Origin of the sequence: Sphingobacterium cavernae (genome assembly GCF_008520265.1) — a bacterium.
Taxonomy (GTDB): Bacteria; Bacteroidota; Bacteroidia; order Sphingobacteriales; family Sphingobacteriaceae; genus Sphingobacterium; species Sphingobacterium cavernae.
On record NZ_VIQM01000056.1, the window covers coordinates 1 to 12,472 of the forward strand.

16 protein-coding genes and 1 pseudogene are annotated in these 12,472 nt (G+C 33.1%); 15 read left to right on the plus strand and 2 right to left on the minus strand.

The features are described from left to right. From FLS47_RS19135 to FLS47_RS11450, 3 genes and pseudogenes are all read left to right on the plus strand, one after another. Nucleotides 1–110, plus strand: a pseudogene (locus FLS47_RS19135) (IS982 family transposase); the annotation flags it as partial. A gap of 161 nt (nt 111–271) precedes the next feature. After that, entirely contained in the window at nt 272–1,321 is a 1,050-nt protein-coding gene (locus FLS47_RS11445) for a Fic family protein (protein WP_223225253.1), read from the plus strand. Nucleotides 1,322–1,356: 35 nt separating this feature from the next. Continuing rightward, entirely contained in the window at nt 1,357–1,944 is a 588-nt protein-coding gene (locus FLS47_RS11450; protein WP_149914510.1) for a hypothetical protein, read from the plus strand. Between the two features lie 744 nt (nt 1,945–2,688). Here FLS47_RS11450 and FLS47_RS18290 read toward each other — a convergent pair. Then, nucleotides 2,689–2,853 (minus strand): hypothetical protein, encoded by a 165-nt coding sequence (locus FLS47_RS18290; protein WP_188347421.1) that lies wholly within the window; start codon nt 2,851–2,853, stop codon nt 2,689–2,691. 79 nt (nt 2,854–2,932) lie between these two features. Here FLS47_RS18290 and FLS47_RS11455 point away from each other — a divergent pair, with 79 nt between their 5' ends. The 9 genes from FLS47_RS11455 (at nt 2,933) to FLS47_RS11490 (ending at nt 8,759) form a co-directional block, all read left to right on the plus strand. Continuing rightward, entirely contained in the window at nt 2,933–3,136 is a 204-nt protein-coding gene (locus tag FLS47_RS11455) for a hypothetical protein (RefSeq protein ID WP_149914511.1), read from the plus strand. Beyond that, on the plus strand, nt 3,111–3,638 hold the full coding sequence (locus tag FLS47_RS11460) for a hypothetical protein (RefSeq protein ID WP_149914512.1): 528 nt from the start codon (nt 3,111–3,113) through the stop codon (nt 3,636–3,638). Before FLS47_RS11455 ends, FLS47_RS11460 begins: the two co-directional genes overlap by 26 nt. An 84-nt stretch (nt 3,639–3,722) precedes the next feature. Then, entirely contained in the window at nt 3,723–4,955 is a 1,233-nt protein-coding gene (locus tag FLS47_RS11465; protein WP_149914513.1) for an IS256 family transposase, read from the plus strand. 49 nt (nt 4,956–5,004) lie between these two features. After that, entirely contained in the window at nt 5,005–5,334 is a 330-nt protein-coding gene (locus FLS47_RS18800; RefSeq protein WP_262713871.1) for an AAA family ATPase, read from the plus strand. A 47-nt stretch (nt 5,335–5,381) separates the two neighbouring features. Next, nucleotides 5,382–6,323 carry an ATP-binding protein gene (locus FLS47_RS18805; RefSeq protein ID WP_262713872.1) on the plus strand — a complete coding sequence of 314 codons (942 nt, stop codon included), beginning with the start codon at nt 5,382–5,384 and terminating at the stop codon, nt 6,321–6,323. Nucleotides 6,324–6,567: 244 nt separating this feature from the next. Then, nucleotides 6,568–6,921, plus strand: a complete 354-nt coding sequence (locus FLS47_RS11475; protein WP_149914514.1) for a type II toxin-antitoxin system RelE/ParE family toxin — start codon at nt 6,568–6,570, stop codon at nt 6,919–6,921. Further along, nucleotides 6,911–7,201, plus strand: coding sequence for a helix-turn-helix transcriptional regulator (locus FLS47_RS11480; protein WP_149914515.1), 291 nt, complete (start codon nt 6,911–6,913; stop codon nt 7,199–7,201). Before FLS47_RS11475 ends, FLS47_RS11480 begins: the two co-directional genes overlap by 11 nt. 992 nt (nt 7,202–8,193) lie before the next feature. After that, complete coding sequence (locus FLS47_RS11485; RefSeq protein ID WP_149914516.1) at nt 8,194–8,379, plus strand: hypothetical protein; 186 nt, start codon at nt 8,194–8,196, stop codon at nt 8,377–8,379. Nucleotides 8,380–8,438: 59 nt separating this feature from the next. After that, entirely contained in the window at nt 8,439–8,759 is a 321-nt protein-coding gene (locus tag FLS47_RS11490) for a hypothetical protein (protein ID WP_149914517.1), read from the plus strand. A 54-nt stretch (nt 8,760–8,813) separates the two neighbouring features. Here the strand turns inward: FLS47_RS11490 and FLS47_RS11495 are convergent, their stop codons facing one another. Continuing rightward, the gene (locus tag FLS47_RS11495) at nt 8,814–9,668 is read right to left on the minus strand and encodes a M23 family metallopeptidase (RefSeq protein ID WP_149914518.1); all 855 of its coding nucleotides are present in this window, start codon (nt 9,666–9,668) and stop codon (nt 8,814–8,816) included. A 151-nt stretch (nt 9,669–9,819) separates the two neighbouring features. Between FLS47_RS11495 and mutY the strand changes: the two genes are divergently transcribed. The 3 genes from mutY (at nt 9,820) to pheS (ending at nt 12,456) form a co-directional block, all read left to right on the plus strand. Then, complete coding sequence (gene mutY, locus FLS47_RS11500) at nt 9,820–10,878, plus strand: A/G-specific adenine glycosylase (RefSeq protein WP_149914519.1); 1,059 nt, start codon at nt 9,820–9,822, stop codon at nt 10,876–10,878. 14 nt (nt 10,879–10,892) lie between these two features. After that, nucleotides 10,893–11,354, plus strand: a complete 462-nt coding sequence (locus tag FLS47_RS11505; RefSeq protein WP_149914520.1) for a single-stranded DNA-binding protein — start codon at nt 10,893–10,895, stop codon at nt 11,352–11,354. A gap of 64 nt (nt 11,355–11,418) precedes the next feature. After that, nucleotides 11,419–12,456: a phenylalanine--tRNA ligase subunit alpha gene (gene pheS / locus FLS47_RS11510; RefSeq protein WP_149914521.1), complete on the plus strand. Its 1,038-nt coding sequence runs from the start codon at nt 11,419–11,421 to the stop codon at nt 12,454–12,456. Nucleotides 12,457–12,472: the final 16 nt, after the last annotated feature.

The window sequence follows — 12,472 nt, forward strand, 5'->3', positions numbered from 1 at the left end:
TCAACTTTATCGTAAATATCTTAGCTGGATTAGCAGCATACAGTTTCTTCCCTAAGAAACCTTCAATCAAATATCAAACGGTAAAAACTAACCAATTGTACGCTTTTTAATTATCGAATTCAGGTTACTAGTTCTGTCCAGAGGTAATTTTTACACCACAATGTTTGATGAGAGTATTTTCTTATTATTTTTACCCTTGTTTGAAACACGGATCTAAAACTTACCCTTATATGATATGAGTTAATTTGATCGAAGAGTTCCATATAATGATTTGCCTTTATTACCTCCAAATGTAGATGTTGAGACTAAAGCAATTTTGCGTAAAACAAATTCAGCAGGTCGTGCCTTAGCGCAACTTAATGGGACGTTATTGAGTTTACCTAATCCTGCTTTATTTCTTGATACAATTTATCTTCAAGAAGCAAAAGCAAGTTCAGAAGTTGAAAATATTATAACTAGTAATGATGACCTTTATAAATCTTATGTTTCTGACAAAAAGATTGATAATTTTTCAACAAAAGAGGTTTTAAGCTATAGGGAAGCACTTTGGCTAGGGTTAGATGAACTTAAAAGTAAGCTATTTATTACAACAAATCTTTGTGTTAAAATTGTTCAATGTATTAAACAGAATGGTGCTTCAATTCGAGTTACCCCTAGAACAACCCTGAGTAATACTCAGGGAGAAACTATCTATACCCCTCCTAGTGGTGAAGGCGTGATTAGAGAAAAATTAGCTAACCTTGAGCGTTTTATTAATGAGGATAATGAAATAGATCCTTTAATAAAAATGGCATTACTGCATTATCAATTTGAAGCTATTCATCCATTCGCTGATGGAAATGGGAGAACGGGTAGGATTTTACTTTTGTTGTATTTAAAAGTTTCTGGACTCTTGGAAGTTCCTGCAATCTATTTGAGTGATTATATTATTCAGAACAAAAGTGAATATTATACTAAACTACAAGGCGTGACGGAAAATAGCAATTGGGAAGATTATATTATATATATGTTGGATATGATAGAACATACGGCATTGAAAGGATTAGATCGTCTAAATCTAATTACTAATGCTATGGAGGAAATGATAGCAGAGATTAAAGTAAAGCTTCCAAAAATATATTCTAAGGATTTGATAGAGTTATTATTTCGACTACCCTACACTAAACGTCAAAATCTAATTGATGAGAACCTAGGTACGGCCAAAACTGTTGGTAATTACTTAATTGCGCTAGAAGAAAGTGGAATCTTGGAATCAGTAAAAGTTGGTAAAGAAAAATTGTATTTGAATCAAAAACTATTGACAATCCTAGGAGGGAAATAGCTTTTAAGATCAATACAGCTAATAAATAATAAACAATGACAGAAAAGCAAATTGATAGAATAAAGCTGAAGATCGATAAGTATAAAAAAGCACTCTTATTGGATAAAAAGCAATGGGGAGGTTGGTATCGTGATGGCCAAGGAATAAGGTATTTGATTCCGGCACTCTATATTCAAATATCCGACTTCAAAGGAGCTATGCGGTATTTTAATTGGTTTAATAAGAATTTTCCTGATGACAGTTGTTATCCGATTTTTTTATTTGAATGGACATTCGTTTTATTTAAGAGTAATAAACTGAAAGAAGCGGAGCATAAATTGCACTTGACATTTTTCTCAAATACATATTTGTTAGATAAGTTTCTAGAAAAGGAGTTTTTGGTTTTTGATAAGGATAAAAATTTAAACTGGGAGTTTAAAAGTATTGTAGAAGATCTTATCTATAATATGAATGATCCCGAATTTATAGATTTTGCAAATTGGGTTTCAAAAAAACTTGATACAAGGATATTTTTAGATAAATCCAATAGATTTATTGAGATCGAACAGTTATTGAAAAATGAGCCAGTAGGAGATAAGAGAACCAAGCTTGTCAATGAATTATACAGTATTAAACTGAGTTAATGCTTACTCTTGAGACAATGCAATGTGTTATCATATATTAGTAGGGTTTGTAAGATTTTTTGAATTAGTTTATTCGTATGAATACATCTATAGAGAATAGTGTAAAAAAAAAAGCTTGGCCACTTTTTAGTTGCAATTCCACTCTCGATATACTCTTGCCAGAGCAACTGTTTGGTGACTCCACTACGCTCGAGTTCCTTTTCATAATAGTTCAGACGACTTTTTAGCTATTCAAACTTATCTACTTTGTAAGCAGGATTACCCGCGTGAAAAGATTTTTCCAGTAAAGGATCATCTTGCTAGAGCATTTCCTCCGTATTGAAGCCCCCCATCGGCCATCTTTGTGAGATAAGACTTTAGGGTGTTCTTACTCATTCCAAGAATGCGGGTGATTGTTTTTATTGTGTAATCCGGAGTATATCACCGGAATATACATTTTTATCCCACTTCCTCCTTGGTACAATCTAATTAATTGCTTTATTTAACTCACTTGTTTTGGTTTTCCAGCCATCAGTGATACCAATTATTTGATCACTAAGTAACAAAAACTACTCGCAAAGGAGTCAGCATACTCCAGCGCAATGAACTATTAAATGTATTTAGGGGTCAACATGAGCCAGTATGGCAGTTGAATATGGGCTTTAAACGCAATATGCTTTCCTAAAACTAATTCAATCTTGAGGGGTCAGTATGTTCCAGTATATCCAAAAAGCAGGTCCCTGGTCTAAAAACATGTGAATCATCTTAATTTTCTCTCTTCTGCTCATAATGGAACCAATAAAATCCTAAACGATAATAGCCAATATCTGATAAAATTTCTTTGCACTTATCAACATCTTCGATAATCATATTCCTTTCATCTCGGAGAATTTTGATTTGCTCATCTATATTTGTGGCTTGATTACCCATGGATTGGTGAGACTTTTTTTATATTAGTTTCGCATAACCATTAGCAGAAAGCTTTTTCCAACAAACGTTTATTGAAAAAATGAAAAAAATAGGATTTTTAATATTAACTGCAATAATTTTCGCTTCGTGTACAACATCGAAACAAATAAGCCCACCTAGTGAATACAACTACGTTAATAATGACCCGCCAATTTCAAAATCATTATTTGACGACAAATCATCTACAATTTCAGAAGAAAATATTCAAAAAATATTGGATGGGGAATTACAAACTGCCAAATAACTTGAGAGTTGCATTTGTAAAACTTGAAAGCTCTCAAAATGAAAGAAGATACTATTGGTCAGATGAACAATATTTAAAATCTCAACAACAATATTTGGATTTATTTAATGAAAAATTTAAGTCTTCAAATAGAGTGAAAAGTATATCCACAATTCCAGATATTTTAATTTCCAAAAATCCGACTTTTAGTAGTATTAGAGAATCTGCTGTAAGAACGCAATCTGACATTGTAGTGATTTATTCAATCAATAGTGACATCTATTCTCAGTACAAACTATTTTCCAAAACAAGTATAAAGGCATTTGCTACAATTCAACTTATAATTTTAGATGTTAGAACAGGTTTAGTTCCGTTTACAAAAATTATTACCAAAGATTTTCAAGATAAGAAAAATGAAACAGATTTAAATGAAAGCGAAGCAACTAATCGAATAAAAAATCAAGCAGTTCTATTGGCAATTGATGAAATAGGAAAACAAATTATAGAATTTTTGAACAAATAAAAATAAAGCCTTCTGCTAACATGAAGGGGAGGGTGTAAACCGAACTGTGTCAAGAAATAAATACTTATTTTTAGACACAGTATAATGAACAAGGAAAAATTTGATTGTGATCGATTCAAAGAAGAAGCGATGAAAGGCCTTTACGAAGGCAAAAAGATGGGTGGTACAGATGGAGTGTTTGCTCCGATGCTAAAGCATTTATTAGAATCAATGTTAGAAGGTGAGTTAGAAAATCATCTTTTAGAGAATAAGGCTTCAGGAGAATCAAATCGCAAGAATGGTAAAACCAAGAAAACAGTTAGAAGCTTACAATCAGGAAGCTTTGAACTTGAAAGCGGTCGTGATCGTAATGGTACCTTTGAACCAAAAATAGTAGCTAAACGCCAACTTATTATTACCGAAAAATTAGAAGATAATGTTATCTCCATGTATGCTCGTGGTATGAGCACCCGTGATATAACCACTTATATTAGAGATATGTATGCAATGGAGATTTCCGCTACAGAGATCTCTCATATCACTGATAAAGTCATTCCCGCAATGATTGAGTGGCGAAATCGACCATTAGAGCCTCTATATCCATTTATTTTCCTTGACTGCATGCACTTCAAAGTTAAGGATAGTGGCAGTGTTCAAAGCCGTGCAGTATATAATATTCTTGGTCTTAATCAAGATGGGAAAAAAGAATTATTAGGCGTGTACTTATCTGAGAATGAAGGAGCCAAATTTTGGGTTTCGGTGTTAAGTGATTTAAAACAGCGTGGAGTGGAAGATATTCTGGTTGCTTGTGTGGATGGCTTAAAAGGTTTTCCCGAAGCTATAGAAGCAGTTTGTCCCAGAACCCAGGTTCAACTATGTATAGTTCATCAAATTCGCTCAAGTCTAAAATATGTTCCTGAGAAAGACAAAAAGGCTGTAGTAGCAGATATGCAGCCTATCTATAAAGCTAATACTCAAGAATATGGTTATCAAAAGCTTTTAGAGTTTGAGGAAAAATGGGGTAACAAGTATCCATTAGCAGTAAGTGGTTGGATTGATAATTGGACAAATCTATCCACTTACTTTGAGTACAATGCAGAAATAAGAAGAGCTATATATACAACAAATGCTATTGAAGCCATGCGCCGTCAAATTAGGAAAGTGACTAAAACAAAAGGAGCGTTTACTTCAGATCAAGCGTTATTAAAGTTAATTTATCTAGCAATACAAAACATAAGCAAAAAATGGACTATGCCAATTCGTAATTGGGGTTTGATAATGCAACAACTCCACCTTAAATTTGGTGATAGAATTAAAGCCTTCGGCGGCTCTAAATAGATATAGGTCCGAAGGGGACCTATATCTATTTAGAGCTCACTGACACAGTTTGCTTTACACTTCTAGATCTAGTGTTATTCCTGTACATAAAATCATTGACCGATTACAGTTTGAAAACCCTTGGTGGGTAACTAAGGAAATCCCGACCCTTTATAAGGATATGTCTAAAAGGTTGTATTTTGATTTGTTTTATCCATTTGTACTTGAAACAGATATTAGACGTTCAGTAGTATTGATGGGGCCTAGACGAGTTGGAAAAACAGTCATGATGTTCCATACAATAGATAAATTGATTAATGAAGGTATCAATCCACAACGTATATTTTTTATTGGAATTGATAATCCAATATATGTACAATTAAGTCTACAGGAATATTAGACCTGTGTTTATAATCACTTCAGATACAAGATTTAAAAGGTACTTATATATTTTTTGATGAAATTCAATACTTAAAGGACTGGGAACGACATTTAAAAGTTTTAGTTGATTCCTATCCTGATACTAAATTCATTGTCTCAGGATCCGCTGCTGCTGCTTTAAAATGGCATAGTACAGAAAGTGGGGCTGGAAGGTTTACCGATTTCATGTTACCACCTTTAACTTTCCAAGAATTTATTCATTTAAAAGATAAAAATCATTTAATAACAGAGAGTACTATAGAATATGATAAACAAAATATTCCGTATTGTTTACCCCTTAACATAGATGAGTTAAATTCAGAATTCCAACAATATCTAAATTATGGAGGCTATCCGGAAGTTGTTTTGTCAGATAAGATACAAAATGATATGGGGCGTTACGTTAAGAGTGATATCGTTGATAAAGTATTATTGCGAGACCTACCTAGTTTATATGGCATAAGAAATGTTCAAGAACTTAATCGTTTTTTTACGTATATAGCTTATAACACTGGAAATGAGTTTTCATATGAAGTAATGTCAAGAGACAGTGGAATACAGAAAGATACTTTAAAAAAGTATCTAGAGTACCTAGAAGCTGCTTTTTTGATAAAAGTGTTGAACAAAGTAGATATTAATGCCAAACGACTAAAGAGGGTAACAAGTTTTAAAGTATATCTTACTAATCCATCTTTAAGAACAGCCTTATTTTCACCTGTAAAAGCTACAGATGATGAAATGGGCAATATGGTAGAAACAGCTATTTTATCCCAATGGATGCATAGAGAAAATCTAGATCTGACGTATTCTCGTTGGAAAGGTGGTGAAGTAGATTTAGTTTTAGTTGACGATAAAAAGTTTAAACCTCGTTGGGGAGTAGAAATCAAATGGAGTAATCGATACTTTGAGAAACCTCAGGAATTATCTAGCTTAATTCAATTTTGTAATAGTAATAATTTTAAATCTTGAATGGTCACTTCAATAAATAAATTAGGTGTTAAAGAAATAGGTGACATATTATTAGCATTTATTCCAGCGTCTGTTTATGCATATAATATTGGAGAAAATACATTAAAAATGAAAACTAAATACTTTATTTAATAAGTGGTAAACAGTCTCAAAAAACGTTGATTCATTACGCTATTTCTTTTTTTTGATTTAGTTTTAAAGATAAACATTTTGAAAAAAGGAACATAAAAGTTACATTTGTAATATGAAAATAAGAGAAGTAATAGCTTTTAAAAATTATTTTGAAGATTTCTTAAAAGGCCAGTCACCTAAAGTCCAAGATAAAATCTTTAAAATAATTGAAGCTATTGAAACTCTAGAACGTGTTCCATCAAATTATTTAAAACATTTAGTAGGAACGGAAGGATTGTATGAGGCTAGAATTCAATTAGGATCGAATATTTGGAGAGTATTCTGCTTTTTTGATGGTGAAAAATTGGTTGTTTTAATGAATGGTTTTCAAAAAAAGACACAAAAAACACCTAAGAATGAAATAGAAAAAGCCTCAAAAATTATGATTGAGTATTACGAACAAAAATCTAAAGGGCATGGAAACTAAGAGCTGGAAAGATATTAAGAATTCGGTTTATGGAACCGTAGGTACAGAAAGAAGAGATGAGCTAGAAAGGGATTTTGAATCTTTTAAAATAGGCTTGCTTCTAAAAAAGGCTAGGGAAGATAAGCATTTGACACAACTAGAGCTAGCAGAGTTAGTTGATAAAAAGCGTGAATATATATCCCGTATTGAAAATAATGGGAGTAACTTAACACTTAAGACCCTATTTGATATTGTTGAAAAAGGATTAGGCGGTAAAGTAAAAATATCGATTGAAATATAATAGGAAGGTGACCTTTTGGGACACCTTCTTTATTTATTCTATTCTCTGAATATACGTCAACAAAATACTTAATTCTACTTTCCTAAGGAGATAAGTGTCTCAAAAAAGGTTATTTTAATGATACTGAAATCACGAGAGAGATGTTCGATATACTTAAAAAGAGATTAGAAGCTTAAAAATTTGGCATGAAAGTGATTATATAGAAATAGTAATTATAGCATCGTTCTTTATATATATACAACTTTCCAAAAGCCTACCCCAATTTTACCGGGGGTAGGCTTTTTTAATAATATTATTTCATGGTATTCAGCTTTTTATTCCATATACTATATATTCAACTGATAAGATGACCTATTTTTAAAAGTAGTTTTTTTATCATCTTTTTTAAAGATGGATTGTTTAGAACATAGTCTAAAAAACATCATATATTTTGGTTTAAATATTAGCCTACTTATCACCCATAGGTAGGCTTTACTTTGTACTTTGTGCTATAAATTTTCCAATGTTATATCCAAAGAAATAGCAAGCTGCAATAAAAATTATAACTGCAACTATTATTATATATTTTTCTTTTTTTTCCATGAATCTAAAATATAAAAACCTACCCAAATAAATGAGTAGGTTAAAATTTATGAATTACGAAAAATCACCTTCTGTTTTATAAACGAAATTTACAATACTTTTATTACTTTTTAAATTCTTTATTCGGATAGTCTTCTTCTAGATCCAGATGTCAAATATTTATTATTGATAACCTCGTATAGTACCAAGCTAAATCATGAAGTTCTTTATCATTGGTGGTGTAGCTTTCGAATTCATTTCTTGAAAGATGTTATACTTCACGACTAAGCCCTTCCAACGCATCATCGCGTAGATTACGTGCAGGTAAGTTATTGATAATATCTATACACTTTTCCAGTACAACTAATATTTTATCCATCCATTCTCTCATAAAAATTAAACTAAACTACTTCCATATTGTTTGCTAATGTATGAAAAGGGAACAAATACAACAATGGATTGAAGAAGGCTACCATGTTTTGGAGCGTAGTGGCCCAATAAAAATAGCAGGAGATATTTTGTATTATTTACTTAATGTAGATGAAGAAGATAAATGGGGTCTAGTGCTCGAGGATCTTTTGAAATGGAGTGATGAGAAATTACTGCAGTTGCAATAGTATGTATATTGAATTCCATACTAACAAAATCAAATTAATTTATTGTTTATTAATGTGTTATGGGGACAAAAAATGATATAATAGCAAAACTTGACGAATTAACATCAAGCGTCAAGGAGGCAAAAACAGGAGAAGACCTATATCTTAGCTTTAAAAACTACCAAGATACAATTTTAGAATATTGGCCTGAAGGATTGGTAGATAGACAGGAATGGAAAATAGAAATGGATTTTACATTAGAAAAACTTGAAAAGAACAAGGATGTAAAAAACATTTCATCGAGTAAAGATCTACCTAGTTTCAAGCAAGATGCCGAACAGGTAATGAATCATTATAATACCGAATTCGAAATCTATTTCAAAAATACAGATGTCAGTTAGCTCCACTATTCATTAAGCAAAGAGACGGAAGCGGAAGGGAGCGTAAATAAAATGTCATAACTCGAAATATTTTTCGGGATTAATCTTTTTATTGTCTTTTAGAATTTCGTAATGTAAATGTGGTCCAGTGCTTCGGCCTGTGTTGCCAAGCAGTCCAACTACGGAGCCAGCATCTACAAGTTGTCCTTTTTTAACCTGTGTTCGTACCAAGTGCGCATAACGTGTTTCGTAGCCGTGTTTGTGTTTTACTTTTACCACATAACCATATTGACCTTCGTAACCAGAAAAAGATACTACACCATCTGCCGTGGCACGAATTGGATCGCCCATTCTACCTTTAAAGTCAATCCCTGAATGCATTTCACGTCCACGACGAGTAAAAGGATTTGCACGGTATCCATAACGTGATGTAATTTGCCCATGATGGGGCTTACCTAATGGTATACTTGCAATTTTCTTTTCTACATTCAACAATAACTCATTATAATACTCACTTAATAAAGCTATATTTTCTTCATCTTTCTCAATAGGCCCACCTGTATTTTCAAAAGCCAATTTTGTATTGATACCACGTTTTTTCATTTTACCATTAATGATTTCAATCGTAGAATCAATTTTCATAAAAGACTTTTTGGCTTCTATTATATCCTGCTGTGTTTCTTGCTGTGAAGAATTTAGTTTCTTATTTTTTTGATTTATTTTATCTAATGCAGCTTCATACTTTGCACTTACGTCTTCGGTCTTTTTAATTGCGGCTACATAAGCTATAGATCCTATTAGCGTTACTATAATTGCTAATACAGATACAAAGATTTGCCTCCAATACTTTAACAATATTGTAGGTATTTCTATACTCTTGTCCTTATTTCCTTCTATACTAATTTGTATAGCAGATTTTTTCTTAAACATACTTCTCCCTTACTAGTTATTGTTTAATCGTTTTGTTTTTCGATAGAATGCTTGCAAAATTACAAATTTAATTGATTAATAGTCAAATTGTTGTTGTTGACAATCAACAGGTTGTTGTTAAAAACTGTTAAATTATCTCCATATTTGTTTTATGACGTTAGCAGATCAGTTGATTGAATGGTATAGAAAAAATGGTCGCGATCTACCTTGGAGACAGACAAATAATCCCTATATTATATGGTTGTCGGAGATTATTTTACAACAAACACGTGTCGAACAAGGTATGCCGTATTTTTACAAATTTGTGGAGGCATATCCAACTGTAAAAGATTTTGCGCAAGCAGATGAAGAGGATCTTTTGCGCTTATGGCAAGGTCTAGGATACTATTCTCGTGTACGGAATATGCATAAAGCTGCCAAAGCGGTCATGACTGAATTTGATGGTGTTTTTCCATCAAAGTATGAGGATGTAATCACACTTACAGGCGTGGGAGAATATACCGCAGCAGCCATTTCTTCATTTTCCATTAATCAAAGAAAAGCCGTTTTGGATGGAAATGTTTTCCGGGTGCTGGCACGCTATTTTGGAATTGATACGGCAATTAATTCCACCGCAGGTAAAAGGCAATTTCTTATGATCGCTAATGAAGTTATTTCTGAAAATTACCCTGGATTGTACAATCAAGCAATAATGGATTTTGGGGCTACTGTTTGTAAACCTAAAGCCCCAAATTGTCAAAATTGTATGCTGCGTCTTGATTGCGTAGCCTTCAGTGCGAATTTGGTAGCCAGTCTTCCTATAAAGACAAAAGGAAAGCCCAGTCGAAATCGTTATTTCAATTATTTCGTAATCGAAGAGGACGAAGCTTTTATATTTACAAAACGTGGTGAAGATGATGTATGGGCAAATATGTATGAATTCCCTTTAATTGAAACCGACCAAGATATTGAAATAAATGAGTTGCAACAATTGGAGGCCTATAAAACGCATTTTGAAGGCGCGGAAATTACACCAATTGGTCTTCCGATTAAACATATTTTGAGTCATCAAAATATCTACGCTAGATTTTATCGTGTTGTAGATGAGAAGCATCTTGTCAAAAAAAATCCATCGTGGAATTATTATAATTCAGATAATTTAGATAAATTAGCTAAGCACAAGCTTATTTTTTCTTTTATTAATAAGTATTTTGTAAAACTAATCAATTAAAACACTGAATTATTATGTCGAGCGTTAACAAAGTTATCTTGGTGGGTCATTTGGGAAAAGATCCAGAATTACGTTATTTGGAAGGAAATGTAAGTGTTGCAAGTTTTCCATTAGCTACCTCCGAAACTTTTAATAAAGATGGAAAGAAAGTCGAACAAACTGAATGGCACAATATCGTTATGTGGCGGGGATTAGCTGATGTGGCTGCCAAATATTTAACTAAAGGAAGATTAGTATATATTGAAGGTAAACTGCGTACACGTTCCTATGAAGATAAGGAAGGAGTTAGACGCTATACCACTGAAATCGTAGCGGAGAGCTTTAATATATTAGGTCGAAAATCAGATTTTGAAAGCACAAATAATAACACAACCTCAACCACCAATACAAATACTTCTGCTGCAACCAACAATCAAGCACAAGAGCAAACTGTAGATTTCACAGAGAATGAAACAGACGACGGTTTGCCTTTTTAATAGAAGGAATATTTTTGAGTAACCTTTCATTAAAAGTTTAATTTTTGCCGTATCTTTGGCCATTATGTTGCAAGATAAAATAGCGCAGTATACCGAAGAAATTGAGCAATTTACGCCTGCATCTGCTGCGGATGTAGAGAATTTCAGATTAAAATTTTTAGTTTCTAAAGGCATAGTCAAAGAGTTGTTTGAAGAATTTAAAACTGTTTCATCAGAAGAGAAACGTGTTTTGGGTAAAGTGTTGAACGAATTTAAACAATTAGCAGAGGCTAAATTTCAAGATTCTCAGGCTCAGTTTGCTGGTTCTGCAAAAGTTCATAAACGCGAAGAAGAAGATTTAACCCTACCAGGTGAAGGTTTTCAATTAGGATCTCGTCATCCCCTGTCGCTAGTGCGCAAAGAGATAGTAGAGATTTTCAAAAAACTAGGGTTTATTGTAGCGGAAGGTCCAGAGATTGAAGATGATTGGCATAATTTCTCTGCCTTAAACTTCCCTCCGGAGCATCCAGCTCGTGATATGCAAGATACATTTTTCATCAAAAAACAAGATGGAAATGATATTGCATTGCGTACCCATACATCTTCTGTGCAAGTACGCTTGATGGAGGCTGGTAAACCACCTTTCAGAGCTATCATGCCAGGACGTGTATACCGTAATGAAGCTATTTCCGCGCGTGCGCACTGTTTCTTCCACCAAGTAGAGGGTTTGTATGTAGACGAGAATGTATCTTTCGCTGATTTGAAACAGACCTTATTTCACTTCGTGCAAGAGTTGTATGGTCAGGGAACTAAAGTGCGTTTCCGTCCGTCGTATTTCCCGTTCACAGAACCCTCAGCAGAAATGGATATTTCTTGTTCTATCTGTAAAGGTGTTGGTTGTAACTTATGTAAAGGTTCTGGATGGGTTGAAATTTTAGGTTGCGGTATGGTAGATCCAAACGTATTGGAAAACTGCGGTATCGATAGCAAGAAATATTCAGGTTTTGCCTTTGGTATGGGGATCGAACGTATAACCAACTTGAAATACGAGATTAAGGATTTACGTTTGTTCTCGGAGAACGATACACGTTTCTTATCCCAATTTGAAACAGAAATCATTTAGATGATTAAAAATATAA